The sequence below is a fragment of the Streptomyces echinoruber genome (assembly GCF_014651135.1).
GTDB lineage: Bacteria > Actinomycetota > Actinomycetes > Streptomycetales > Streptomycetaceae > Streptomyces > Streptomyces echinoruber.
Genome location: NZ_BMWH01000030.1, coordinates 63,251 through 88,535, shown reverse-complemented (window position 1 = coordinate 88,535; position 25,285 = coordinate 63,251). Strand labels below are relative to the sequence as shown.

The window sequence follows — 25,285 nt, the reverse complement described above, 5'->3', positions numbered from 1 at the left end:
GATGCCGTCCTCACGGGACAGCCGCTCACCGGAGCGGACCTTCTCCTCCAGCTCGCGCTTGAGCCCGACGTCCATACGACACCTCTTTCTGAGACGGATCCGGTAAAACCGTAGCCCTACGCCGGTTCCGGCAGCTCACCCACCCGGTTCTCCCACTTCGTGGAGAGCACGATGGTGGTGCGGGTGCGCGAGACGCCCTTGGTGCCGCTGAGCCGCCGGATGATTTTCTCCAGGCCGTCGACGTCCGTGGCGCGCACCTTGAGCATGAAGGAGTCGTCACCGGCGATGAACCAGCAGTCCTCGATCTCCGGCAGGTCCTTCAGCCGGCGCGCCACATCCTCGTGGTCGGCGGCGTCGGAGAGCGAGATGCCGATGAGGGCGGTGACGCCGAGACCGAGCGCGGCGGCGTTCACCGTGGCCCGGTAGCCGGTGATGACCCCGGCCGCCTCCAGGCGGTTGATGCGGTCGGTGACGCTCGGTCCCGACAGGCCGACGAGGCGTCCCAGCTCGGCGTAGGAGGCCCGGCCGTTCTCCCTCAGGGCCTGGATGAGCTGCCTGTCCACCGCGTCCATGCGATCGAAGCCTTCCACTGAAAAAATCCGAAGAGGTTGGGTCTGACGAGAATCGATGGGAATCGATGGGAGTCGATGGGAGCCGACGGGAGGAATGGGGGCTGGTGCTATGGCCGTGCGCCGCCGATCTCCCCCTCCCAGCGGCGATAGAGCCGGTGCGGAACACCCGCCGCGTCCAGGACCCGCCCGGCGACGAAGTCGACGAGGTCCTGGATGTGCGTGGCGCCCGCGTAGAAGGCGGGCGAGGCGGGGACGACGACGGCGCCCGCGTCGTCGAGGGCGACCAGGTGGCGCAGCGTCTGCCCGTTCAGCGGGGTCTCGCGCACGGCGACGACGAGCGGGCGGCCCTCCTTCAGGGTCACGCTCGCCGCGCGCTGCAGCAGATCCTTGGACAGCCCCAGCGCGACCCCCGCCACGCAGGCCGTCGAGGCCGGCACGATCACCATGCCCCGCGTGCGGTACGACCCCGAGGACGGCCCGGCCGCCAGGTCCCCGGCGCTCCAGTACCGCACGTCGTCCAGGCACACGGCCGGGAAGGTGTCCGGCTTGCCGTCCGCCCCCCGCGCCAGCCAGGCGCGCAGGTCGTCCCGCCAGTGGGCGTCCCGGAACGCGATCCCCGTCTCGTCCAGCAGCGTCAGCCGCGCGGCCCGGCTGACCACCAGGTCCACGCGCTCCCCCGCTGCCAGCAGCGCACGCAGCACCGCGGCCGCGTACGGCGTCCCCGACGCCCCCGACACCCCCACGATCCAAGGCGCGCGCTGCTTTTGTCCTGCGTTCACATGTCGAGCCTACCGGCGGGACGGGGGGTACTCAGGACAGGGCGGACGCCCTCGCCTTCGGGTCGAGGGCGAGGGCGAGGTGGTGGGCGATGCCCGGGGAGGCGTACCGGCGCGGCGACCCACTACCCGCCTGCCTCCACCCCCGGCGACCACCACCCGGCCACAACCGGTCACACCACGAAGCACTGAGGCTGTAGCACCAGGGAGTGCGCGGACCGAACGGCGGCTTTGATGAGCTCAAGCGCGAGTGCGGTCTCCTCGGAAGATTCCGGCGAAACGCTCAAGACTGCACCAGCAGCTTTTCGGGAGCTATTCCATCCCGAACCCATGCGACAGCGACCTTCCTGGCAACTGCACGGTAGAGCATGTCCTCCACACCGCCTTCGGAAGAGACCGTCTCGGACTCCTTGTCCAGCAGCAAGGTCCGCTCGCCACCACTCATATCCGTATACCTGTAACGAACCTTCCGCTCGTCTTCCTCGATCTTTTCAATCCGCGCGTACAGAGCCACCGCTCAATTCTCCCACGTGTAATTTTCGCGCCGAGGCGGTTCTCTGTTGCTCGCCCAGTCCGCGACCTTGGCGGCCGCAGCGTGCGCTTCAGTGTAAGTAGAGCCGGGATGCGCCTGATAGTACCGATGCTCCGCGAGTTCATGCTCAAGCAAAAGCAGGTCGACGTCAGTATGCGTACCGGACTTCAGCCGGATCCGCACCTCCGCAATATCCGGATTCGGGTCGCACCCCGCATGCACTATCCCACCGTCAACGGACCTCAAAGGATGCTCTTCGAAAAATAGGTGCTGCTTAACGGCCTGCAACTCATCGCGACCGACAAATCCGCGCACTACCGTCGTCCGGCGGCCGAACGGCACCGCCAGTCTGACGTTTCACTCAGCCGCGTTCATGCCTCCGGCGGAACGGGCTGCTCCTCTTGCCCTTCGAACAGGTACCGATACATAGCGCCGAGATATTCATACAGGCTGTCTTCGTCGCTGAACTCGATATCGGTGAGTCGTTCGTAATCCCCGACAGAGAGTTCACGTGTGCGCAGCACCGTTTGCAATCCCTCGCGCACCGCGTCAACGTATTCCTGCTTGAATGCATGCAACGTCGGGCGCAGATAGCCCCTTGTGTCGTAGGCCTGCTCCATCTCCAGGTAGACCTTGAGGAATTTTTCCAGCTTTTCGTTCACTTGGGTCCCCCTTGTCACGGACGGCGCCCCGGCGGGCACCCCATCCACCCAGGGCTTCGGCACTTGCCGCGGGATCACCCGGCTCGAGGTGAGTTGCGCAGCCCTCACTCGCCGACCCACTGCCGAACAGGTTTGCCGTTATGGCCGAATTGTCGAATCGCATCTTCGTCGCCCGGTACAGTTCACGGGTCGGCGCACCGACCGCGTCGCCCCTGAACTCCTCGCGTAGGCGAATCCGCGGAAATCGCGCACCATCGATGCAGGGGACTGCAAATCGTTCGGTGCAACTCCCGCTCTCGGTGTAATTCCCGGTCTCGGCAGACAGGCGCACGGCGCAACGCTAAGGCATCGGCGCCGTTGTGTCGGCGGTCGCGGAAGGTCCGGTGCCGAACGCGTTGCGGGTTTCCGCCGCGGTCAGGAGGGTCAGCAGCTTCTCCTCCCCGGCGAAGAGGGCGGTGGCCGCGGGGTGTGCCGCCTGGTGGAACATCGATGCCAGCACGTCCGCCAGAGGCTGGTTCCAAGCCAGGTCGACGATCCGGGAGGCGGTGTTCCGATCGCCCTGCCGCCACGCCGAGTTCCACTGTCCGAGGAACAGCTGGGCACGTGTGTAGGCGTCGATACGGCCCTTGATCAGGACGGGGCGGTTCAATCCGAAGACCCTGATACTGGCCTCTCCCCGGGGGCTCAGGGGCGCGTAGACGCCTGCTCCCAGATGCAGGTGGAGGTGGTCCAGGGGCTCCTCGCAGGTCGGGTCCAAGAGGAGAGGGCTGCCGTCCTCCTCGTCGCAGGGAAATTCGTCTCGCTTGTAGTGACTGTTGCACACCGTGCAGGCCAGGAGGTGGTTGGCCCAGTCGAAGGCTCGCAGCGGATTGACCGCCAGCGGCTCGAAGTGGTCGATGGCACAGCCCTGGCTGTCACCGCAGTACATGCATCTCTCGCGGCCCGCCGCCATGCGACCGAGGGTCTGCTTGACCTGCGGATGCACCTTGGTCCGGACAGTTGTGTTGCGGCTCCATAAGGTATTGGCCGCCGCCTTGGGATCGGCCGCGGCTGCCACTTGGGCGCCGTACCGCTCCAGGTACTCCACCGTCCGCCGCGGCAGGGGAATCCGGGCCAGCCTGATCACTCGGTGCTTCCCCCGTCCGACGAGCGGGTCCCTTCCTCGGCCAGCATCGACAGACTGGCGGACATCTCGTCCAGCCGCGCCGACGGTGAGCTGGTGAGGAGTTGTTTCAGGCGCGTGTAGCGGTCCAGTGCCGCCGCGTCGGCCGTGCCGCGCAGAACGGCCCCCTCCAGGGCGACCAGTTCGGCCCGCAGCAGGTCCGCCTTCTCCGAGTACGGGCTGTCGAGGCCGAACAGCTCCGACAGGGCGGCGTCGTCCCCGCTGCCGTACACCACGCGCTCGTACAGCTCCTCGTCCACCACGTGCGGTGCCTCCGGCTCCCCGGGGCCCGGCAGCCGGATGAGACCGCCGGGGTCGGCGGACTGGCAGATGTAGGGGCTGTGCGTCGTGACGAGGAACTGAAGGCCCGGGAAGTGGGCGGTCAGCCACGGGCCGATACGGCGCTGCCAGGAGACGTGCAGGTGGGCGTCGACCTCGTCGATCAGTACGACTCCCGGCACCGGCACGACGAGCCGGCCCTCCCGGGACTCGGTCAGGGGGATCCCCGCCTCACGGGCGGAGGCGTACGACTCGTACACCTGCCGCAGCAGGTCCACCACGAGGGCGGTGACCGTCCGCAGCCCGTCGCTCATCTCCCGCAGCGGGTGGCGCAGGCCCTGCCGCTCGACCCACAGTCCTTCGGAGTCGACGTCCACGACCCGGCAGTCGTCGGGCAGCAGGCCGTCTCCTAGGACGGCGAGTGCCGTGGACTTCAGCTCCTCGGCGGCGGGGTCGCCCTCCAACGCCCGCAGGTGGACGTCGACGAGCCAGGTGACCGCGTCGGACAGGGAGGCGTCCTCGTCGAACAGGGTGTCCAGGCGGGAGAGGGCGAGGGAGCGCGGCTTGTTGCGCGGGCGGTCACCGCTCCCCGACAACCGCCGGAACGCCCCGTACCCCGCCAGCAGCCAGCCGCTCGGCTGCGCGTCCCACATGCCGCCGGGGGCGAAGGCATCACCGCCCTGGGCGTCCAAGCCGTTGGCCGCCGAGAGAGCGGGTTCCGTACGGCGGACCGTACGCGCCTGCCGGGCACCAGCTCCGGTGGCCCTGGCAGCTCTGGAGGCGTCACGCGGCTCCCAACGCAGCTCCGTCCAGAAGGGGTCGGCGGACACTTCGCGGCTCTCGAAAAGAGTGCCTTCGAACTGGTCGCCGAGCGCGTCCAGTTCGGGATCCGGCACGACGTGTACGCAGGACTCCGCCCAGCTCGCCCCGTCGCTCACCCACGCCTCGAAGCTCGGCATCAGCCGGCGTGCGTTGTCCGGTCCGGTGAGGGCCAGGGCGATGGCCCGCAGCAGGGTCGTCTTGCCCGATCCGTTGCGCCCCGCCAGGACGGTCCAGCCGGCGTAGGAGCCGTCCGGGCGGGCGAGGTCGAGTGCGGCGTCGCGGTCGCCGTGGAACGACCTGACGTTCCGCACGCGGATCCGGCTCACATACATCGGGCTCGTCTTCCTGCTGGTCGGGCGCCCACCGTCGTCGAGTGCACTTTACGTGGTCCCCCCTGTCGCGCGCCGCCGGTCTACGGTCTACACCGTCAGCCCGCGAGGGACGAACGCGCCCGCGGCGATCAGCAGACCCAGCCAGAAGAACGGGCCGGCGCGTCAGCCTGGTGCTTTCTCCGGCAGGGGCGAGCACCGGTTGCCGTCCTGCGTCCGGTTCCTACGGCTGTGCCGTGGGAGCACGCGGCCGTAGGAACCTGCTTCGTCAGCTCCTCACTCTGCGCGCGATGCGCAGGATGTCCGTGAGGGCATGGGTCAGTTGGGCGGCCAGGTAGCGCAGCTCTCCGGGCCCGAGTTCTCCGACCAGTTGCCGGGCGTGCCCGAGCAACGTCTCGGCCATGTCCATCTGCGCCGCTTCCACCGCGTCGGCCAGGCGCGAGACGGGGCCGGGCCGCTCGGGTTCGGCGATGACGTAGGCGGGTTTCCCGTCCGGCCCCACCCACGGCAGCAGGCGGGGTTTCTCGAAACCGTCCGTGTTCACGCGACCTCCACCCCGTGGATCACGTACGGCCCGGGTCCGTCGAAGCCCAGCTCGGCCGGCACCGGCTCCGCCCGGCGCGCGGCCTGCTCCGCCGCCACGACGTACGGGCGCACCAGAAGGGAGGAGGCGCCGTCCAGCGGTTTCTCGGGCCTGCGCGCCGGGGGCCACGGCGGCGTCGCTCGGGGCGGGCGGCGCGGGGTTACGCCGGCAGACCGGTCCGGCATCCACAGGGGCAGCCTGAGGAGGGGAAGCAGAAGGCAGAGCGCGGCCAGGTGAAAGGCCACGCAGGCCAGGAAGAGCGGGATAGGGTCGGACACGCGTCAGCTCCTTGGAAGCTGGTGCCGTGCCCCGGGGCGAGTGCCATCGCCGCCGGGGTGTCTCTTTTCACGCCACGCTAGCAGGGGGGTTCCAGGAATTCTAGGGGAACTATAGATCGATTAGCGTGGCAGGAAAGGTCCACTATGGGCAGGTGATGGAGTTCAAGCCCGACATCCCGCGCTGGCGGCAGGTGGCCGCCGTGATCCGGAGCCGCATCGAAGACGGCACCTACCCGCCACGCGGACGCGTGCCCTCCGTGCAGCAGATCGTCGAGGAGTTCGGCATCGCCACGGCTACCGCCGCCAAGGTCAATGTCGGTCTCCGCAAGGAAGGCCTCGTCTACACCGAGCCGGGCCTGGGCTCCTTCGTCTCCCCCGACGCGGCCGACATCCTCAAGAACGCCCGCGCCGAGGCGGAGGACACGGCCTGAACTCGAAAGCCCCGGCGCGAGGCGGGACCCCTCCCTCCCGGGGGCCCGGCAGCCGGATGAGGCCGCCGGGGTCGGCGGACTGGCAGATGTAGGGGCTGTGCGTCGTGACGAGCAATTGAAGTCCCGGGAAGTGGGCGGTCAGCCACGGGCCGATACGGCGCCGCCAGGACACGTGCAGACCGACGTCAGCCGGTGACGGTGCGTCCGGTCTGATGAGCCTGTTCAAAGGCGATTTCACGGGGGCCGGGCTCTCGTCGGCGGCGCGGGGCCCTACGGGGTCTACCTCGTCTTCGCGGCTGTCGGTCACGACCCGCTCAACCCGGACGGCGGGATCCAGGACTACCCGGATTCGGGCGAGGACCTCTGACATCGTGTCTTGCAGGCCCGGGCACCTGCGCTCGGGCCCGCAAGACGCCGGGCGGACCCCACGTGGTCGCACCGCCGCGCGCCGCCGGTCTGTGGTCTACACCGTCAGCCCGCGCACCAGCAGGTCCAGCAGGGCGCACGCGAACAGGGCGATGCCGATGAAGCCGTTGACGCTGAAGAAGGCGCGGTTGAGCCGGGACAGGTCGTGCGGGCGCACGATCGAGTGTTCGTAGACGAACGCGCCCGCGACGATCAGCAGGCCCAGCCAGAAGAACGGGCCGGCGTGGGTGGTGACGGCGTACCAGGCGAACAGGGCCGTGGTGACGGTGTGGCAGGCGCGGGCGCCCCATATGGCGGCCGGGACGCCGAAGCGGGCCGGGACCGAGCGGACCCCGATCGCGCGGTCGGCGTCGACGTCCTGGCAGGCGTAGATGAGGTCGAAGCCGCCGATCCAGACGCCGACGGCCAGGCCGAGGACGACGGCGTCCCAGGACCAGGTGCCGGAGACGGCGAGCCAGCCGCCGATCGGGCCCATGGCCTGGGCGAGGCCGAGGATGGCCTGCGGGAAGTCGGTGAACCGCTTGCCGTAGGGGTAGACCACCATCGGGACCACCGCGACGGGCGCGAGGGCCAGGCACAGCGGGTTGAGCAGGGCCGCGGCGGCCAGGAAGACCACCAGCGCGATCAGGGCGCCCGTCCAGGCGTGCCGCACCGACATCGCGCCGGTCACCAGCTCGCGGTGGGCCGTGCGGGGGTTGCGGGCGTCGATCTCGCGGTCGATGATCCGGTTCACCGCCATGGCGAAGGTCCGCAGGCCCACCATGCAGACGGTGACCAGCAGCAGCCGGCCCCAGTGGATGTTCCGGTCCCACTCGTACATCGCGGTCAGGGAGGCGATGTAGGCGAAGGGCAGCGCGAACACCGAGTGCTCGATCATCACCAGCCGCAGGAAGGCGCGGGTGCGCCCCGGCCGGGGCAGGGCTGCGGAAGCGGAACTCACAGGCCGTACTCCTTCCAGCGGCGGGTCACCCGCGCCGCCGTCTCCGGATCGGACTGGATCATCTCGGGCCATCCCCCGTCGCGCACATACCCCTCCTCGGGCCATTTGCGCGTGGCGTCGATGCCCGCCTTGCCGCCCCAGAACTGCTGGTAGGAGGCGTGGTCGAGGTGGTCGACGGGGCCCTCCACGACGGTGAGGTCGCGGGCGTAGTCGGTGTTGCCCAGGGCCCGCCAGGCGACCTCGTGCAGGTCGTGCACGTCGCAGTCGGCGTCGACGACGACGATCAGCTTGGTGAGGGACATCATGTGCGCGCCCCAGATGGCGTGCATGACCTTCTGCGCGTGCTTGGGGTACTTCTTGTCGATCGAGACGATCGCGCAGTTGTGGAAGCCGCCCGCCTCGGGCAGGTGGTAGTCCACGACGTCCGGAATGATGATCTTCAGCAGGGGGAGGAAGAACCGCTCGGTCGCCCGGCCCAGCGGCCCGTCCTCCGTCGGCGGCCGGCCCACGACGATCGACTGCAGCAGGGGCCGCCGGCGCATCGTCACGCAGTCGATGGTCAGCGCCGGGAAGAGCTCCTGCGGGGTGTAGAAGCCGGTGTGGTCGCCGAAGGGGCCCTCGGGGAGCATCTCGCCGGGCTCCAGCCAGCCCTCCAGCACCACCTCGGCCTGCGCCGGGACCTGCAGCGGGACCGTCTTGCAGTCGACCATCTCGATCCGCTTCCCGGCCACGAACCCAGCGAACAGGTACTCGTCGATGTCGCCGGGCAGCGGCGCGGTGGCCGCGTACGTCACGGCGGGCGGGCAGCCGAAGGCGATCGCGACGGGGAGCTTCTCGCCCCTGCGCGCGGCCACCTGGTAGTGGTTGCGGCTGTCCTTGTGGATCTGCCAGTGCATGCCGATGGTGCGCCGGTCGTGGCGCTGCAGGCGGTACAGGCCGAGGTTGCGCACCCCGGTCTCGGGGTCCTTGGTGTGGGTCAGGCCCAGGTTGAAGAAGGAGCCCCCGTCCTTGGGCCAGGTGAACAGGGCCGGCAGCCGATCGAGGTCGACATCGTCGCCGTGCAGCACGACCTCCTGCACGGGAGCGTCCTTGACCTTCTTCGGCGGGACGTGCGCCATCGCGCCGAGCTTGCCGAAGGCCTCCCGCACGCCGACGAACCCGTGCGGCAGCTCCGGCCTCAGCAGCCCGGCGATCTTCTCGCCGATCTCGTCGTACGACTTCAGGCCGAGCGCCTTCAGCAGCCGCCGGTCGGTGCCGAAGATGTTCATGGCCAGCGGCATCGCGGAGCCCTTGACGTTCTCGAAGAGCAGGGCGGGGCCGCCGGACTTGTTGACCCGGTCGACGATCTCCCCGACCTCCAGGTACGGGTCGACCTCCACCTTGACGCGCTTGAGGTCGCCCTCGCGCTCGAGTGCCCTGAGCAGCGAGCGAAGATCGTCGTAAGCCATGCGTCCCAGTATCGGTCAAGCGCTAACCTGGGCCCGTCACCGGGGCGGTACCGCACCCCGTCGCCGCCCGGCCGCCATCTGATCGAGGTCGCTCGAGCATGCTCAGGTATCTGCCGTTCCTGCTGGTCCTGGCGCTGTGGATCTACGCCTTCGTCGACTGCCTGAACACCCCCGAGGAGGAGGTGCGGGGCATGCCGAAGGCGCTGTGGGTCATCGTCATCCTCCTCTTCGGCGAGGTTCTCGTCGGTCCCGTCGCCTGGCTGGTGGCGGGGAAGCAGCGCATCCACGTGCCGGGCGCCGCGTCCGCGGGCGGCACCTGGGTGGCGCCCGACGACAACCCGGAGTTCCTCAAGTCGCTGGAGAAGCGCGGCCGGCCAAAGCGGCGGGCGGACGCGCCCCGCACCGACGAGGACCTGCTGCGGGAGTGGGAGGCCGACCTGCGCCGCCGCGAGGAGGAGCTGCGCCGCAGGCAGCGCGGTGAGGACGGCGAGGGCTGATGGAACTGCGACTGCTCGTCACCTTCGAGAAGGTCGCGACGGTGCTGAGCTTCACCCGGGCCGCGGCCGAGCTGGGGTACGCGCAGTCGAGTGTGACCGGGCAGATCCGTGCCCTGGAGTCGTCGCTGGGCACCGAGCTGTTCGACCGGCTCGGCAGCCGCATCCGGCTCACCGAGGCCGGTGAGCGCCTGCTGCCGTACGCGCGGCGGATGATCGAGCTGGCTCAGGAGGCGCGGGCGGCGGTCGCGGACACCGGGGAACCGGCCGGCGCGCTGACCGTCGGCACGATGGAGTCGCTGACCTCCTACCGGCTGCCGCCGCTGCTGGAACTCTTCCACCACCGCTATCCGAAGGTGCGGGTCGCGCTGCGCACCACCGCCGGGGACACCACCCGGGAGGCGCTGCGGCAGGGCACATACGACCTGGGGTTCCTGATGGAGGAGGAGACGGCGCACCCGGGGCTGGAGAGCGAGGTGCTGGCGGTGGAGCCGCTGGCGCTCGTCGCACCGCCCGGACACCGGCTGGCCGGGCGGGACCGGGTCGCCGCCGCCGACCTGGTGCGCGAGCCGCTGCTGGCGACCGAACCGGGGTGTGCCTACCGGGACCTGTTCGAGCGGGAACTCGCCGCGGTGGCGCCGGTGGAGTTCATGGAGTTCGGCACGATCGAGGCGATCAAGCGGGCGGTGGCGGCCGGCCTCGGGATCGCTCTGCTGCCCGAGGTGACGGCCGCCGCCGAACTCGCGGACGGGTCGCTGACGCGGTTGGCCTGGCGGCCGCCGTTCACGCTTCGCACGCAGCTCGCGTGGCGGGCCGGGAGGCGTCTTCCGGCGCACGCGCGGCTGTTCGCGGAGCAGGCGCGGCGGCTGGTGGCCGAGGAGACCGGCGGGCGGGCTTCCGCAGCGTGACCTTCAGGCTCGCGACCGCGATCAGCGGTACGCCGAGTGCCTGCACGGGCCCGATGTGGTGGCCGTACACCGCCCAGTCCATCACCATCGCCACCACCGGGTAGACGAAGGCGAGCACGGCGATCTTCGCGGTGGGCAGCCGGGCGTAGGCGGCGTACATCAGGACGTACATCAGCCCGGTGTGGACGACGCCCAGTCCGACCAGCCAGCCCCAGCCCGCTCCCGTGCCCCGCATCGCCGCGAAGTCGGCGAACGGCAGCAGCAGCGGGATGCCGACGAGGACCTGGACCAGGGCGATCAGATGCGGCCGGACGCCGGTGACGCGCTTGGTGACCAGCGTGGACAGCCCGTACAGCAGGGCGGCGAGGAGGGCCTGGCCGATGCCGGTGACATACGTGCCGCCGTGCGCGAGCTCGCCCGGGGTGACGCCCGAGACGAGGACCAGCCCGGCGAAGGCGACCCCGATCCAGCCGACGGTCGCGGCGGTGAGGCGCTCGCGGAAGAGCAGCGCGCCGAGGAGGACCACGTAGAACGGCTGGGTGTGGTAGACGACCGTGGCCACGGAGATCGACGTGCTGCGGTAGGAGGAGAACAGCAGCACCCAGTTCAGGACGATGAACACCCCGCCCAGGGCCGCCAGGCCCAGCGTGCGCGGGGTGAAGCCGTGGTCGCGCAGCCAGCCGCGGGCGGTGACGTAGGCGCCCAGGGCGAGGGCGCCGAACAGGACGCGGAAGAAGACGACGTTGAACGGTGAGGCGCCGGACTCCACGACGAACACGCCGAGTGTGCCGGACAGCGCCATCGCGGCGGTCAGTTGGGCGGTGCCCTTGTGCTCCGGTGTCATGGGGCCGACGCTACGGACGGGCGCCGGGCCGGGTCCACGCGCCAGTGGGGGAACCTTCCGATGGACCGATCGACACGGCCGATGGGTGCCGATGAGCGCCGATGGGCCGGGGCTCCGGGCGGATTCCGGCTCCCCGCCGAGGCTCCCCGCCGCGGGGCCTCGCCCGGCGGCGGGTGGCGGCGCGAGCGCGGGGAAGCCGTGGCGGGTGGGTGGCGGGGCGAGCAGGGGAAGCTGCGGCGCGCGGGTGGCGGGGCGAGCGCGGGAAGCTGCGGCGGGCCGCCGGGGCGGAACACCGGCTCCTTCGCCGCGTCAGCGCAGCCGGGACGAGGACAGGATCGACAGCAGGTGGGCCGGGACCATCACCCACGTGACGGCGGCGAGGGCGACCAGCACCCAACGGGTCGCCCCGACTCCGCCGACGGCCGGGTCGGCGAGCGAGGCGGCCAGCAGGACGAGGGAGGCCTCGAGGCCGTTGGTCACGCGGTGGATCTTGAACGCGGCGGCGATGCGGCGCGCGGCGGCCACGCCCTGGGAGCGCGGGCGGGTCGCCTCGTCGTCGGCGCTGACGGGCAGGCCGCCGCGCGCCCGCGCCACGTCGACCAGGTCGGTCGACGCCTTCAGCAGGACGACGCCGAGCGCGGTGGCCAGGCCCAACGACACCCAGCCGCCGGCGCCGGACTGCGCGGCGCGGAAGCCGGCGCCCGCCATCAGGGCGGCGTCGGCGAGGTAGGCGCCGAGCCGGTCGACGTAGACGCCGGTGGCGCTGGTGACGCGCTTCCAGCGGGCCACCTCGCCGTCCACGCAGTCGAACAGCAGGAAGCCCTGGAACAGCACGACGGCGAGCAGCGCGCCGGGGACACCGGGGATCAGCAGGGCGGCGCCGGCGGCGACACCGCACACGACCATCGTCCACGTCAGCTGGTTGGGGGTGACCGGGGTGCGCACCAGGTGCCGGGTCACGCGCAGGGACACGCGGCGCATGTAGAGGCGGCCCATCCAGTGCTCGCCGTTGCGGCTCGCCAGCTTCGCCTGCGGCTGGCAGACCTCCCGCAGCTCCTGAAGGGCCGGAGCAGCACCCATGACCGTCGTTCCTCCCATCGGGACACACCAGCGGGACACGCCGCCGGGACACAGCACCGGGACACGCCGCCGGGGCACACCACCGCTCGGCCGCCGCCCGGGGCGGCCGTGATCGGCTCAGGCTATCCGGCGGCCACCGGGCGTCCGGCGCCAGGTCACCCCGTACGCCGCGTTGTCCCGGTGGTCCGGCCGGGGAAGAGTGGAGGTGTCGAGCGAGGGGGAGAGTGAGGTCATGGACCGGCTCGGGCGCGGGCCCGGCACGCCGGGCACGGCGTGGAGACCGTCCCTCTCGACGACCCCGCGTGGACCCGCGTGCGTCGCGCTCCCGCGCGACGTCGCCGGCCCGCATCCCGACCTGTGGCAGGAGGACATCGGTGCCCGAACCGCGAAGTGGCCGTATCCCCACCGTCGACCTGCGCCCCTGGCTCACCGGTGACGCCGAGGACCGCCGGGCCGTCGCCGGCACCGTCGACCGGGCCCTGCAGAACGCGGGGTTCCTGCTGGTCACCGGGCACGGCGTGGAGGCGTCGCTGCGCGCCCGCCTCCGGGCGGCGGCACGCACGTTCTTCCTGCTGCCCGCCGAGGTCAAGCAGCGCTACGCCGCCCGCGTCGGCGGGCGCGGCTGGCTGGGCCCGGGCACGGAGGCCAACGGGTACGCCGAGGGCACCGCGACCCCGCCGGACCTGAAGGAGTCGCTGACCTTCGCCACGGAGGAGCCGTTCGACGACCCGAAGGTGAACGCCGAGTGGTACGCGCCGAACGTGTGGCCCGAGGAGGTGCCGGAGCTGCGCCCGCTGTGCCGGGAGTACCTGGACCGGATGGCGCGCCTGGAGCACCGGCTGCTGACACTGCTCGGTGAGGCGCTCGGCGTCGGGCGGGACTTCTTCACGCGGCACATGAGCCACCCGACCTACGGCTTCAACATCAACTGGTATCCGGGGGTGGAGGTCGTCGGGGAGCCGGAACCGGGACAGTTCCGCATCGGCCCGCACACCGACTTCGGCACGGTGACCATCCTGGACCGGCAGGCGGGCAAGGGCGGGCTGCAGGTGTTCACCGACGAGGACGGCTGGACGGACGCGCCGTACGACCCGGACGCGTTCACCATCAACATCGGCGACCTGATGGCCCGCTGGACCGGCGACCGCTGGCGCTCCGGGCGCCACCGGGTACTGCCGCCGCCGGCGGAGGAGCCCGCCGAGGAGCTGATGTCCCTGGTCTACTTCGGCGAGTGCACCCCGGGCACGCTGGTGGAGTCCGTCCCGGCGCCGGTGGGCCGGGTGGCGTACGAGCCGGTCGACTCGCACGTGTACCTGCGGCAGAAGCTGGACGCGATCACGGTCGGCTGATCAGGTGAGCCACCCGTTCGGCGGCGTGTCCGGTGCGCGGGCACCCGTGTCCGGGGCATTCCTGTCCGGGGCATTCCTGTCCGGGGCACTCGTGCCTGGAGTACTCGTGCCCGGGGTGCCCGCGTCGAAGGTGGCCACGAGCCGCTCGAACCGCTCCCGCCACCGCCGCTCGGACTCCGTCTCACCCCGGAACTCGTGGGTGAAGCGCAGGACGCTGCCCCGTTCGGCCCGCTCCAGGTGGAAGCGCAGGCGCCCGGCGTCCGCGAAGGTGAACTCGACGATCCGGTCCACGTCCCAGGCGGTGACCTCCCCGGCGCCCAGGCCGCGCAGCGCGACGACGCCGCCCAGGCGCGGCTGGAGCACGTCCGCCTCCGTGAACCAGGCGGCCAGGCCGTCCGGTGTGGACAGCCGGGGCCAGACCGCCTCCATGGGGCGGGGCAGCCGGACCAGGAAGTGCAGGATGTGGGTGTCCCCGTGCGTCTGGCTGGTGCCGGGTTCGACGGAACCGGTCATGACACCAGCCTGCCGCCGCGGCGGGGGTTGCGCACATCGCCCGACGTCGTCCGACATCGTCCGACGTCCCGGACGTGCCCGGGGCCGGGACGCCCGGGCAGCGGTGCCGCGCCCGGCCGTCCCGGCCCCGTCGGTCGGATGCCCGCCGCGGCCGGATGCCTGCCACGGCCGGTCAGACGCCCGCGTAGGAGTGCCTGCCGCGGTCGGTCAGACGCCCGCGTAGGAGTGCTTGCCGCTGACGAAGATGTTCACGCCGTAGTAGTTGAACAGCCAGCAGCCGAAGGCGATCAGGGCGATGTAGGCGGCCTTGCGGCCCTTCCAGCCGGCGGTGGAGCGGGCGTGCAGGTAGCCGGCGTAGGCGACCCAGGTGATGAAGGACCAGGTCTCCTTGGGGTCCCAGCCCCAGTAGCGGCCCCAGGCGGACTCGGCCCAGATGGCGCCGGCGATGATCGTGAAGGTCCACAGGGGGAAGACGGCCGCGTTGACGCGGTAGGCGAACTTGTCCAGGGAGGCGGAGGCGGGCAGGCGTTCCAGGACGGAGGTGGCGAAGGTGCCGGGCTTGCCGCCGCTCGCCAGCTTGTTCTCGTAGGAGTCCTTGAAGAGGTACAGCAGGGTGCCGACCGCGCCCACGTAGAAGACGGCGCCGCAGACGATCGCCGTGGAGACGTGGATGTACAGCCAGTACGAGTGCAGGGCCGGCACGAGCTGGTCGCTCGCCGTGTACAGGACGGTCACCGCCAGGCCGAGGTCGAGCAGGACCGTGGTGGCGAGGAACAGGCCGAGCCAGCGCACGTTCTTCCCCAGGGCGAGCAGCGTGAGGTACACGCCGACGGCGACCGTGGAGAACGTGATGTTGAACTCGTACATGTTGCCCCACGGCGCCCGCTGCACGGAGGCCGCGCGGGCGAGCACGCCGCCCAGCTCGATCAGGAAGGCCAGCACGGTCAGCGACACCGCGATGCGGCCGTAGAGGTCGCCCTGTTCGTCGCCGCCGTGCGCGCCGGGCCCGTCCGGCACGTCCCGGGCGCCGGCCGCGGAGCGCACGACGACCTCGGGCCGCTCCAGGACCGTGGTGCCGCCGCCCTTGCGGACGGTGACCGAGGGCGCCTTGGCCTTCGCGGCGGCCGGCGCGGTCAGCGCGGCGGCGGTGCGGGCCACCTTGCTGCGGCTGCCGAAGAGCCATTCGGCGATGTACGCGAAGAAGGCCAGGGTGTAGACGGCCATCGCGGAGTAGATCAGCACGTTGCTGATGTTCGCGAGGTGTTCGTTGGTCGCCGTGGCGAGCTCGGTTGCGGCGGCGAGAGTCACTTCTTCTCAGCCCCTTCGGCGGGTACGGAGGTTGCGGCGTCCGGCTCCTGGGCGGGGTCGGCGTCGGGATCGTGGTCGGCGTCGGGATCGTGGTCGGCGGTCGTCGTGGGCGCCCGTTCGTGGACCAGCGCGGCCAGGTCGCCGAGCTCCGCCGGCAGCCGGGCGGACTCGCTGCGGCCCAGGCCGGCCATCTCGACGACGGTGACGCCGTCGGGGCCGGGCACGGCCCGCACCCAGACGCGGCGGCGCTGGATGAACAGGGAGCCGGCCAGGCCGAGGATCGCGACGACCGCGCCGGTCAGCGCCCAGCCGGTGCCGGGCTGCTGCACGATCTGGAAGCCGGCCCACTCCTTGATCTCCTTGTCGAAGGTGATCGAGCCGGCGCCGTTCGGCAGTTTCATGGTCTCGCCGGGCCGCAGCCGTGCCTTGACGATGCTGCCCTTGGCGTCCTTGAACTGCTTCAGCTTCCTGGTGTCGAGCTGGTAGACGTTCTGCGGGACGCCCGCGTCCACGCCCAGGTCGCCGTGGTAGCCGGTCAGCGCGAGCACCGGGCGGTCCAGCGCCGGGAACTGGGAGAACATCGTGCCCTTGCCGGCACCGGCGAAGGTCGGCACGAAGAACGCGGCGAAGCCGAGCTGCTCCTGCTCGCCCTGCGGGTTGGTGTAGCCGTCGAGGACCTTGATCGCGCCCTGCGAGGTCTCGTTGGAGTCGATGGGCAGCATCGGCACGGCCTGGTGGTAGACGACGCGGCCCTTGCCGTCGCGGACGGTGACCGTGGGGGCGTAGCCGTGGCTGACCAGGTAGACCCGGGCGTCGCCGATCTTCAGCGGCTCGTTGACCTCGACGGCGGTCCGCTTCTCCTTGCCGTCGGCGCCGACGCTGTAGGTGAGGTCCGCCCGGAAGGTGCGCGGGGTGCCCTTGTTGGGGCCGGTGCGCTCGTAGGTGGCGGTGAACTTCTTCAGGTTGAAGCTGAACGGCACCAGGTGGTCGTCGTCGAAGAGGCTGCCCGACTTGAAGTCGTCGTACTGCAGGAGCGTGTTGGAGAAGCCGTCGCCCTCGACGACCAGCTTGTCGCCCTCCGTCTTGTAGAGCTGGCCCCAGGCGAAGGCGACCAGCAGGACGATGAGGGCGAGGTGGAAGACGAGGTTGCCGGCCTCGCGCAGGTAGCCCTTCTCGGCGGCGACGGCGTCCCCGGCGACGTGGGCGCGGAAGCGGCGCTGCCGCAGGATGCCCAGCGCGGCCTGCCGGACCTGCTCGGGGTCGGCGGCGGTGCGCCAGGTGGTGTAGGCGGGCAGCCGGGTCAGGCGGCGGGGGGCGGCCGGCGGGCGGCCGCGGAGCTGGCCGGCGAACTGCCAGGTGCGCGGCACGATGCAGCCGATGAGGGAGACGAACAGCAGGATGTAGATCGCGGAGAACCACACCGAGCTGTAGACGTGGAACAGCCCCAGCTTGTCGTAGACCTGCCCGAGCGTGGGGTGCGTCCGCTGGAACTCCTGCACCTTCATCGCGTCGGTGCCGGTCTGCGGGATGAGGGAGCCGGGCACCGCGCCGAGGGAGAGCAGGAACAGCAGCAGCAGCGCGATGCGCATGGAGGTGAGCTGCCGCCAGAACCAGCGGCACCAGCCGAACACCTCGCGGCCGAGCCAGGCGAGCCGGCCGGTGACGCCGGGGGCGCGGGTGCCGCCGAAGGAGCCGGGGACGGCCGTCTCGCGCGGGGCGGTGGACAGTTGCGAGCCGGCGGCGCCCAGGTCCTGCTCGCCGCCGGCGATGTCCGCGGCGCCGGCGGTCGCGGCCTCGTCGCCGGCGGTCGCGGCCCTGTCGCCGACGGTCGTGGCCCTGTCGCCGCCGGTCGTGGCCTTGTCGTCGGCGGTGGTGTCCGTGTCGCCGGCGGTCGCGGCCTTGTCGTTGGCGGTGGTCTCGCTCATCGCTCAGATCCCCACAGTGAAGCCGTCGGACCAGGTCTGCATCTCCTGCACCAGCCGGTCCCAGGCGCCGGTCAGCAGCAGCACGCCGGTCGCGATCATCATCGTGCCGCCGATGCGCAGCACCCACACATAGTGCCGCTTGACCCAGTCGAAGGCGCCCAGCGCCTTGCGGAAGGCGATCGCGGTCAGCACGAACGGTATGCCGAGGCCGGCGCAGTACGCGACGGTCAGCAGGGCTCCCCGCCCGGCGCTGCCCTGGTTGAAGGAGAGCCACTGCACGGACGCGAGGGTCGGTCCGATGCACGGGGTCCAGCCGATCCCGAACAGCGCTCCGAGGACCGGGGCGCCCATAAGACCGGTGGCCGGCCGTTTGTGGAAGCGGAACTCGCGCTGGGTGAGCCAGGGCATCAGCCCCATGAAGAAGACGCCCATGGCGATCATGAGCACGCCCAGCACCTTGGTCAGGGGCCCCTTGTACTCCTGCAGCGTCTGCCCGAAGTAGCCGAACAGCGCGCCGCCGGAGACGAACACGGCGGTGAAGCCGAGCACGAACAGGGAGGCGCCGAGCGTCATGCGGCCGCGCCGGGTCTCGGCGAGGTCGGTGCCGGTGACTCCGGTGACGTACGACAGGTAGCCGGGGACGAGGGGCAGGACGCAGGGCGAGAAGAAGGAGACCAGCCCGCCGAGCACGGCGACGGGCAGCGCCAGCAGCAGCGCGCCGTTGAGCACCGTGCGGTTGGGGTCGGTGACTGCGGCCAGGAGCACGGCGGTCACTTCTCCGCGACGACCGGGTCGAGCATCGTGCGCAGCTTCTCCTCGGTCAGCGGCTGCAGGGCGCGCGCGGCGATCTTCCCGTCCCGGTCGACGACGATCGTGGAGGGGATGAGCTGCGGGTTGAGGGTGCCCTTCTTGAAGCGGAGCATGAGCCGGCCGGTCGGGTCGTACAGGCTCGGGTAGGGCACGCCGTAGCGCTTCTCGAAGGCGAGGGCCGGGCCGGTGCTGGTGTCGCGGGTGTTGATGCCGACGAACTGCACGCCCTTGTCCGCGTTCTCCTTGGCGACCTTGACGAGGTTGGGCGCCTCGGCGCGGCAGGGGGCGCACCAGGAGCCCCAGACGTTGAGGACGACGACCTTGCCCCGGTAGTCGGCGGTGTCGAGCCGCTTGCCGTCAACGGTCTTGCCGGACAGGTCGGGGGCGGGTTTGCGGTCGGCCTTCTTGACGGTGTCGATGCCGTCGGAGCCGGTGATGAAGTTGGTGTTGCCGGAGCCGCCGGAGGTGCCGCCGGAGCCGCAGGCGGTCAGCGCCGACGCGAGCAGGGCCGTCCCGGCGAGGAGCAGGACGGCGGCGCGGCGGCGGGCGTGCGGCGGGCGGCGGGCGCGGTTCGAGCCCCGGGGGGCGCGGCTGGCGGCACTCATGTGAAAAGTTTCGCATGTCCGTTCCGGGGATCTTTCGCACCCCCCTGCCGGGTGGGAAACCGCACGTCAGGCGGCGTTCGCGGCCCCCTTTCCGCCGGTCGCGGCGGTGCCGTTCTCAAGGAACTCCTTCCAGCCGCCGGCCGGCCGCTGCCCGACGTCGAGGGTACGCAGCTTGCCGAGGATCTCCGGCTTCTGCACGTCCAGCCAGTCGACGAACTGGCGGAAGGAGACCAGGCGCACGTCGGCGCCCTTCTCCTTCTCCCGCGCGATGTGCTTCAGGGCCTCCTCGACGGCGTCCATGTAGATGCCGCCGTTCCACTCCTCGAAGTGGTTGCCGATGAAGAGGGGCGCGCGGTTGGTCTCGTAGGCCCGCTTAAAGCCCTGGATGTAGGCCTGCGCCGCCTGCCGCCGCCAGCCCGGGTAGTTGTACGCCGGTGCCTTGGTGGTGTTGAGGGACTGGTTGGCGAGCATGTTGTAGTCCATCGACAGCACCTCGAAGGAGTGGCCGGGGAAGGGGATCTGCTGCAGCGGCAGGTCCCACAGGCCCTGCTTCTTGACCGGCCAGACCTGGCGGCCGCCGGGCGAGGAGGCGTCGTAGCGCCAGCCGAGGGCGCGGGCGGTGGGCAGCAGGTTGTCCTGGCCGAGCAGGCAGGGGGTGCGGCCGCCGACGAGCTCCTTGTCGTAGTCGAAGGGCAGGGCGGGCAGGTGGTGCCAGCCGGTGTTGGTCTTCCACCGCTTGACGAACGACTTGGCCTGCTCGATCTCGCTGCGCCACTGCTGGGGCGTCCAGTGCTTGACCGAGCCGGGGCCCTCGCCGCAGAAGTGGCCGTTGAAGTGGGTGCCGATCTCGTGGCCCTCCAGCCAGGCGCGGCGGACGTTGGCGAGGGTGGCCTTGATGTGCTCGTCGGAGAGGTAGCCGATGGCGGAAGCGCCGCGCGGGTTGTTCGGCGGGTCGTAGAGGCGCTTCTTCGACTCCGGCAGCAGGTAGAGGCCGGAGAGGAAGAAGGTCATGTGCGCGTCGTGCTCCTTGGCCAGGTCCAGGAAGCGCGGGAAGAGACCGTTGCCGACCTCGCCGGCCCCGTCCCAGGAGAAGACGACGAACTGCGGCGGGGTCTCGCCGGGCTCCAGCGGCCGGGGCCGCTCGGGCTGCCGGGGCTGCCTGCCGGTGAAGGAGGTCGAGCCGTCCCCGAGGGGGCGGGCGGGGTGCGCGCTGCCGTCGCGCCCGTCCCGGGCGCCGCCGGCGCGGGCGGGGCGGCGGCCGTCCGGCGACGACGTGAGGGTGCCGCAGCCCGCCAGTCCGACGGCGGCCGCGGCGCCCGCGCCGAGGCCGAGCATGCCCCGGCGGGAGATGCCGGACAGGGATCCGGCTCCGGCTCCGGATCCGGATATAGGGAAGGTCCGGGAGTGTGCGCGCATGGGGTCCCCGTTTCGTCACGTCCTCTGGTGTCACCCACTCAGAGGACGTGACGATCACGAAGGTTCCGCCGCTGGTCAGATGTTCGGCAACAAATGCAACAGGTGCGTCACAGACAATCCGGACCGATCACTTCCGGCCACGGAGCGTCCGCTCCTTCCTACGCACCGTGGACCGTGGGCGGCGGCGCACCGCGGATGCCGGCGCACCCCGGATGCCGGCGCACTGCGGACAGCGAGGCACCGCGGTCAGCGACGCGCCCTGGATGCCACCCGTCCTACGCGCCGTACGCCGCCCTACGCGCCGTACGCCTTGCCCTGCCCGGGTCCCCGCCCCCGCACCGGCTTGGCGCCCGGCAGGAGGTGGGCCGGGACCAGGTCCCGGGCGGGCTCGGTGTAGCCGACGGAGACGATCCGGTCGCCGCGGAAGGTGAACGTCGTCAGCGAGGCGAGCGTGCACTGCCGCTTGCGCGGGTCGTGCCACAGCCGCCGCCGCTCCACGTAGGAGCGCACGATCCAGATCGGCAGCTGGTGGCTGACCAGCACCGCCTCGTGCCCGCGCGCCGCGTCCTTCGCCGCGTGCAGCGCGCCCATCATGCGCACCACCTGGTCGACGTACGGCTCGCCCCACGACGGGCGGAACGGGTTCACCAGGTACCTCCAGTTCGCCGGCCGGCGCAGGGCACCGTCGCCGACGCCGAAGGTGCGGCCCTGGAAGATGTTCTCCGCCTCTATCAACCGCTCGTCGGTGCCGACGTCCAGCCCGTGCACCTTGGCGATCGGCGCGGCCGTCTCCTGCGCCCGCTCCAGCGGGGAGGCCGCGACGTGGGTGATGTCCCGGGAGGAGAGGTGCTCGGCGACCCGCTCCGCCATCCGCCGGCCCAGCTCGGAGAGGTGGTAGCCGGGCAGCCGGCCGTACAGGACGCCCTCGGGGTTCTCCACCTCGCCGTGCCGCATCAGGTGGACGACGGTGATGTCGCTCCGGGTGTCCCCGGTGTTCCCGGCGCTCCCGGCTTTCTCGGTGTTCTCGGCGCCTTCGACGTTCTCGGCGCCTTCGACGTTCTCGACGTTCTCGACGTTCGAGACGTTCTCAGTGGTCATGCGGTGGCCTCCGCCGCGGCGCGGGCCGCCGCCGGAAGGGCGTCGGCGATCTTCTGCAGGGCGCGCTCGTCGAGCGCGGTGGACACGAACCACGCCTCGAAGGAGGACGGCGGCAGGTAGACGCCGTGCGCGAGCATCGTGTGGAAGAACGCGGTGAAGCGGTACGACTCCTGCGCCCTGGCCTCGTCGTAGTTGGTCACCGGCCGGTCGGTGAAGAACACCGAGAACATGTTGGAGGCGTTCTGCACCTGGTGGACGACACCCTCCTTGGTCAGCGCCTCGGAGACCAGGGAGCGCAGCTGCGCCGACGTCGCGTCGATCCGCTCGTAGGCCGCGTCGTCCAGGAGCCGTAGCTGGGCGAGGCCCGCGGCGGTGGCGACCGGGTTCCCGGAGAGGGTGCCGGCCTGGTAGACGGGACCGGCCGGCGCGAGGTGCGCCATGACGTCGGCGCGCCCGCCGAAGGCCGCGGCCGGGAAGCCGCCGCCCATGACCTTGCCGAAGGTCATCAGGTCCGGCACCACGCCGTCGACGCCGAACCAGCCGGCGCGGCTGGTGCGGAACCCGGTCATGACCTCGTCGGAGATGTACAGCGCCCCGTGCTCGGCGCACAGGTCCTTCAGCCCCTGGTTGAACCCGGGCAGCGGCGGCACGACGCCCATGTTGCCGGGCGCCGCCTCGGTGATCACGCAGGCGATCTCGCCGGGGTGCGCGGCGAAGGCGGCGCGCACGGCGTCGAGGTCGTTGTACGGCAGCACGATCGTGTCGCCGGCCTGGGCGCCGGTGACGCCCGGCGTGTCGGGCAGCGCGAAGGTGGCGACACCGGAGCCGGCCGAGGCGAGCAGGGAGTCGACGTGGCCGTGGTAGCAGCCGGCGAACTTCACGACCTTCGTGCGCCGCGTGAACCCGCGGGCGAGCCGGATCGCGGACATGGTGGCCTCGGTGCCGCTGGACACCAGCCGCACCTGCTCCAGCGGCGCGACCCGCGCCACCATCTCCTCCGCGAGCGCGACCTCGCCCTCGCCGGGCGTGCCGAAGGACGTACCGCGCGCGACCGCCTCCCGCACGGCGGCGGTCACCTCCGGGTGGGCGTGCCCGAGGATCATCGGGCCCCAGGAGCAGACCAGGTCGACGTACTCGCGCCCGTCGGCGTCGGTCAGGTACGCGCCGCTGCCGGACACCATGAACCGCGGCGTGCCGCCCACGGCGCGGAAGGCGCGCACCGGGGAGTTCACGCCGCCGGGCGTGACAGCCGCCGCGCGGTCGAACAATGCCTGCGACGCGGGTGCTTCGTAGGGATAGGGCAGTTCGCTCATGACCTGCGACTTCTCCGACTTCTCCGACGTGCTGCTCCGACGTGCCGCACGTCCGGGCACGTCCGGGACCTCTCGGGCTTGACTCGGGCTGCGGTTGGCTGGGACCCCCTCAGGGTAGGCCAGGGGCCGGACGGACCGGACGGCCGGACGACCGGCCGCCGACGCGCGCCGAATGATCGGCTTCTGCCGCGGCGGACGGGTGTCGTCTGCGAAACTGGAGCAGCGAAGTGGCAGATGTGGCGCACCGTCGTGACGAGGGCTGCCAGGATCGTCGCGAGGACTCGGAAGAAAAACCCCGCGGCCGGATGTTCCACCGCACGTTTCGTCGGGCGGGCGTGGGGGAGGTCACTGACACGATGATCGGGTTGCGCGGCGGGGGCCACGCGTCCTAGAAAAGCAGTCGGGTGGAGATATGCATCGCGGTGGCGGACTGGGCGAGGGGACCGACGACCTGGGTCCTCGACGTGCCCGGCGGGGAAGGCACCGGCGTGAGGACACAACCGAAGCACGGCAGGTAAACGAAGCACGTCAGGTAAACGAAGTACCGAACGAGCCCGAGGGCTACGACCGACGCGTCGACCGGAGGGCTGACCGCCTCCGGGCGGGGAGCAGGAATGGTGGTCGGGTGGGGGTGACGTACAAGTACTTCGGTGCGCCGGACGGCGCGACCGCGGCCCGCGTCCCGATCTCGATGCGCCCCGAGGAACTGGGCGGCGACGAGCTCGGCATGAACGGCATGTTCACCCGGATCAAGCCGGAGACCATGGCCGCCATGGTCCTCACCGGCATCCAGGGCGTCCCCCTGCACAAGGTGCCGCCCCTCGAACTCGTCGTCCTGCACCCCGACTACGCCGTGGTCAAGCTCCCCATGACCGTCGTCGACCCCCTGCGCGACATCAGCGAGGAGACGGTCGGCGCGGCCGCCTTCATCTGGTCCACGGTCCCGGACCGCGGCGGCCCGCGGGACGCGTACGACGTGTACCAGCTGCTGCACGAGTGGCAGGACTTCAGCCACCGGCTGCACGAGGCGGGGCATCAGCCGTACTGCCTGGTGTGGCCGTGAGCTGAGGCCGCGTACGGCTTGGGCGGGGCTTTCGGGCTCCGCCCTCGGCATGTGCCGGGAGGGGCCTTCAGGTGGCCGGGGCACGTTGAGGGCACATTGGTTGCGCCAAGAGGCACCGATGTGCCCTGATCACCGTCCGGGTCCCCCGCGAAGGCGTCGTCGATCGCCTTACGGGTGCGGGTCTCGCTGGACGGCGGCAGATGCGTGTACGTCCGCAGCGTGACACCCGGGGCAGGGTGACTCCGGCGGGCGGAAACTCCTTCACATGGACATAGGGGCATCTGAGCCTTGAATCGCCGAACTCGCCCGCCGGAGCCGAACCCGATCCGCCCGGGACGACCACCGCCTACAAGGGACACGCCCTCTTACCAGCTAACAGACGGCGTCACCGCACCGTGCCGACCATGGGCTCCAGCAACTCCAGTGCTTCCTCCCAGCGGAAGCGTTCCGCCGCGCCGCCGGCCCTCGGCCGGTGAGGTTCGCATGAGCCGATCAGGACACCCATGCCCCGCAGCCGCTCCAGGCTCTGCCGGTAGGCGGGGTGGGCAGCCTGGGCGGAGTTCAGGTAAGGCAGCGCCACGGTCGGGATGCCCATGCCGTACGCCTCGCACAGGATGCCCAGGGCGAGGGTGTCGGAGATCCCGGCGGCCCACTTGTTGATCGTGTTGAAGGTGGCGGGAGCCACGGCGATCGCGTCCGCCGGGGGCAGGGGGCGCGGGTCTCCCGGGGAACGCCAGGCGGAACGGATCGGGTAGCCGGTCTGCGCCTCGATCGCCTTGGTGTCGATGAAGCCGAGTCCCTGCGGTGTGGCGATGACGCCGACATCCCAGTTCGCCTCCTGGGCGGCCGTGATCAGCTTGCCGACGTCACCGGCGACACCGCTCGCGCACACGACGACGTACAGAAGGGCTTCTTGTCCGGGGCGGTCGGTTCGGTCACGCGGGGACTCCCAGTTGGCGGCTGAAGTGGTGCAGTTCCGGCAGGGTACGTCGGCGGTCGCGGGCGGCCATATCGGCGACCAGGGTGCGGACGTCGGGGCGGCGGATGTCCTGGGCGGCGCAGGTCTCGGCGATCCTCAGGGCCTGGTAGCCGTCGGCCAGGCGGCCCTGCTGGCTGTAGGCGCGGGCCGCCTCGACCCATAGGGCGGCGCGGCGCTCGGGGACCGGGATGTGCCGGCGCATGAGGGGCCGGGCCGGCCGGGCAGCCCGAGTCGGTCAGGCAACCCAAGTCGGCCGAGCAACCCGAGTCGGCCAGGCAACCCGATCCGGCCGAGCAACCCGAGTCGGCCAGGCAGCCTGATCCGGCCGGTCCGGCCGCCC

24 protein-coding genes and 4 pseudogenes are annotated in these 25,285 nt (G+C 71.2%); 5 read left to right on the top strand and 23 right to left on the bottom strand.

Annotated elements, in window-relative coordinates; all coding sequences use genetic code 11:
* Positions 1–116 precede the first annotated feature (116 nt).
* The 8 genes from IE225_RS27610 to IE225_RS27575 all read right to left on the bottom strand — a co-directional run bounded on the left by IE225_RS27610 (position 117) and on the right by IE225_RS27575 (position 5,995).
* Entirely contained in the window at positions 117–572 is a 456-nt protein-coding gene (locus IE225_RS27610) for an Lrp/AsnC family transcriptional regulator (protein WP_190060348.1), read from the bottom strand.
* Between the two features lie 107 nt (positions 573–679).
* Positions 680–1,351: a UbiX family flavin prenyltransferase gene (locus tag IE225_RS27605; RefSeq protein WP_190060340.1), complete on the bottom strand. Its 672-nt coding sequence runs from the start codon at positions 1,349–1,351 to the stop codon at positions 680–682.
* Positions 1,352–1,631: 280 nt separating this feature from the next.
* Positions 1,632–1,862 (bottom strand): hypothetical protein, encoded by a 231-nt coding sequence (locus tag IE225_RS27600; RefSeq protein ID WP_190060339.1) that lies wholly within the window; start codon positions 1,860–1,862, stop codon positions 1,632–1,634.
* Positions 1,863–2,251: 389 nt separating this feature from the next.
* Positions 2,252–2,542, bottom strand: coding sequence for a hypothetical protein (locus tag IE225_RS27595; RefSeq protein WP_190060338.1), 291 nt, complete (start codon positions 2,540–2,542; stop codon positions 2,252–2,254).
* A gap of 340 nt (positions 2,543–2,882) precedes the next feature.
* Entirely contained in the window at positions 2,883–3,668 is a 786-nt protein-coding gene (locus IE225_RS27590; protein ID WP_190060337.1) for an HNH endonuclease family protein, read from the bottom strand.
* A complete protein-coding gene (locus IE225_RS27585) occupies positions 3,665–5,137 on the bottom strand; it encodes an AAA family ATPase (protein WP_190060336.1) in 1,473 nt (490 codons plus the stop codon). The genes IE225_RS27590 and IE225_RS27585 overlap by 4 nt, the downstream gene beginning before the upstream one ends.
* 265 nt (positions 5,138–5,402) lie before the next feature.
* Positions 5,403–5,678 (bottom strand): hypothetical protein, encoded by a 276-nt coding sequence (locus IE225_RS27580; protein WP_190060335.1) that lies wholly within the window; start codon positions 5,676–5,678, stop codon positions 5,403–5,405.
* Positions 5,675–5,995: a hypothetical protein gene (locus tag IE225_RS27575; protein WP_190060334.1), complete on the bottom strand. Its 321-nt coding sequence runs from the start codon at positions 5,993–5,995 to the stop codon at positions 5,675–5,677. Before IE225_RS27575 ends, IE225_RS27580 begins: the two co-directional genes overlap by 4 nt.
* 125 nt (positions 5,996–6,120) lie before the next feature.
* On the opposite strand from IE225_RS27575, the gene IE225_RS27570 reads away from it, so the two are divergent.
* Positions 6,121–6,426, top strand: coding sequence for a GntR family transcriptional regulator (locus IE225_RS27570; protein WP_308432563.1), 306 nt, complete (start codon positions 6,121–6,123; stop codon positions 6,424–6,426).
* Positions 6,427–6,889: 463 nt separating this feature from the next.
* On the opposite strand, the gene mqnP is transcribed toward IE225_RS27570, so the two are convergent.
* Positions 6,890–7,792: a menaquinone biosynthesis prenyltransferase MqnP gene (mqnP, locus tag IE225_RS27565; protein ID WP_190060333.1), complete on the bottom strand. Its 903-nt coding sequence runs from the start codon at positions 7,790–7,792 to the stop codon at positions 6,890–6,892.
* Complete coding sequence (locus IE225_RS27560) at positions 7,789–9,240, bottom strand: menaquinone biosynthesis decarboxylase (RefSeq protein WP_190060332.1); 1,452 nt, start codon at positions 9,238–9,240, stop codon at positions 7,789–7,791. Before IE225_RS27560 ends, mqnP begins: the two co-directional genes overlap by 4 nt.
* A 98-nt stretch (positions 9,241–9,338) precedes the next feature.
* On the opposite strand from IE225_RS27560, the gene IE225_RS27555 reads away from it, so the two are divergent.
* Both IE225_RS27555 and IE225_RS27550 read left to right on the top strand, forming a co-directional pair.
* Complete coding sequence (locus IE225_RS27555; protein WP_190060331.1) at positions 9,339–9,737, top strand: PLD nuclease N-terminal domain-containing protein; 399 nt, start codon at positions 9,339–9,341, stop codon at positions 9,735–9,737.
* Positions 9,737–10,621, top strand: a pseudogene (locus IE225_RS27550) (LysR family transcriptional regulator); the annotation flags it as partial. The gene IE225_RS27555 and the pseudogene IE225_RS27550, both read left to right, overlap by 1 nt.
* Here the strand turns inward: IE225_RS27550 and IE225_RS27545 are convergent.
* Positions 10,518–11,486, bottom strand: a complete 969-nt coding sequence (locus IE225_RS27545; protein ID WP_190060330.1) for a DMT family transporter — start codon at positions 11,484–11,486, stop codon at positions 10,518–10,520. The pseudogene IE225_RS27550 and the gene IE225_RS27545 overlap by 104 nt on opposite strands.
* A 309-nt stretch (positions 11,487–11,795) precedes the next feature.
* A complete protein-coding gene (locus IE225_RS27540; protein WP_190060329.1) occupies positions 11,796–12,566 on the bottom strand; it encodes a CDP-alcohol phosphatidyltransferase family protein in 771 nt (256 codons plus the stop codon).
* Positions 12,567–12,940: 374 nt separating this feature from the next.
* On the opposite strand from IE225_RS27540, the gene IE225_RS27535 reads away from it, so the two are divergent.
* Positions 12,941–13,915 (top strand): isopenicillin N synthase family dioxygenase, encoded by a 975-nt coding sequence (locus tag IE225_RS27535; RefSeq protein WP_190060328.1) that lies wholly within the window; start codon positions 12,941–12,943, stop codon positions 13,913–13,915.
* Here the strand turns inward: IE225_RS27535 and IE225_RS27530 are convergent, their stop codons facing one another.
* From IE225_RS27530 to hemL, 8 genes are all read right to left on the bottom strand, one after another.
* Positions 13,916–14,428 carry an SRPBCC family protein gene (locus IE225_RS27530; RefSeq protein WP_229880125.1) on the bottom strand — a complete coding sequence of 171 codons (513 nt, stop codon included), beginning with the start codon at positions 14,426–14,428 and terminating at the stop codon, positions 13,916–13,918. It lies immediately after the preceding gene.
* A 207-nt stretch (positions 14,429–14,635) separates the two neighbouring features.
* Positions 14,636–15,736 carry a c-type cytochrome biogenesis protein CcsB gene (gene ccsB, locus IE225_RS27525; protein ID WP_190060327.1) on the bottom strand — a complete coding sequence of 367 codons (1,101 nt, stop codon included), beginning with the start codon at positions 15,734–15,736 and terminating at the stop codon, positions 14,636–14,638.
* The gene (resB, locus tag IE225_RS27520; protein WP_190060326.1) at positions 15,733–17,661 is read right to left on the bottom strand and encodes a cytochrome c biogenesis protein ResB; all 1,929 of its coding nucleotides are present in this window, start codon (positions 17,659–17,661) and stop codon (positions 15,733–15,735) included. The genes ccsB and resB overlap by 4 nt, the downstream gene beginning before the upstream one ends.
* Before the next feature lie 3 nt (positions 17,662–17,664).
* A complete protein-coding gene (locus tag IE225_RS27515; RefSeq protein ID WP_190060325.1) occupies positions 17,665–18,435 on the bottom strand; it encodes a cytochrome c biogenesis CcdA family protein in 771 nt (256 codons plus the stop codon).
* Complete coding sequence (locus tag IE225_RS27510; RefSeq protein WP_190060324.1) at positions 18,432–19,076, bottom strand: TlpA family protein disulfide reductase; 645 nt, start codon at positions 19,074–19,076, stop codon at positions 18,432–18,434. The genes IE225_RS27515 and IE225_RS27510 overlap by 4 nt, the downstream gene beginning before the upstream one ends.
* A gap of 66 nt (positions 19,077–19,142) precedes the next feature.
* Positions 19,143–20,411, bottom strand: coding sequence for a polysaccharide deacetylase family protein (locus IE225_RS27505; RefSeq protein WP_190060323.1), 1,269 nt, complete (start codon positions 20,409–20,411; stop codon positions 19,143–19,145).
* Between the two features lie 375 nt (positions 20,412–20,786).
* Positions 20,787–21,446, bottom strand: a complete 660-nt coding sequence (locus IE225_RS27500; RefSeq protein ID WP_229880127.1) for a histidine phosphatase family protein — start codon at positions 21,444–21,446, stop codon at positions 20,787–20,789.
* 140 nt (positions 21,447–21,586) lie between these two features.
* The gene (hemL, locus tag IE225_RS27495) at positions 21,587–22,903 is read right to left on the bottom strand and encodes a glutamate-1-semialdehyde 2,1-aminomutase (RefSeq protein WP_190060321.1); all 1,317 of its coding nucleotides are present in this window, start codon (positions 22,901–22,903) and stop codon (positions 21,587–21,589) included.
* 412 nt (positions 22,904–23,315) lie between these two features.
* Between hemL and IE225_RS27490 the strand changes: the two genes are divergently transcribed.
* The gene (locus tag IE225_RS27490) at positions 23,316–23,966 is read left to right on the top strand and encodes a hypothetical protein (RefSeq protein ID WP_190060320.1); all 651 of its coding nucleotides are present in this window, start codon (positions 23,316–23,318) and stop codon (positions 23,964–23,966) included.
* Between the two features lie 67 nt (positions 23,967–24,033).
* Here IE225_RS27490 and IE225_RS34290 read toward each other — a convergent pair.
* The 3 pseudogenes from IE225_RS34290 to IE225_RS27480 form a co-directional block, all read right to left on the bottom strand.
* Positions 24,034–24,205: pseudogene (locus tag IE225_RS34290) on the bottom strand (site-specific integrase); the annotation flags it as partial.
* Between the two features lie 146 nt (positions 24,206–24,351).
* Positions 24,352–24,905 (bottom strand): annotated as a pseudogene (locus IE225_RS27485) (flavoprotein).
* Positions 24,902–25,171, bottom strand: a pseudogene (locus tag IE225_RS27480) (helix-turn-helix domain-containing protein); the annotation flags it as partial. The pseudogenes IE225_RS27480 and IE225_RS27485, both read right to left, overlap by 4 nt.
* Positions 25,172–25,285: the final 114 nt, after the last annotated feature.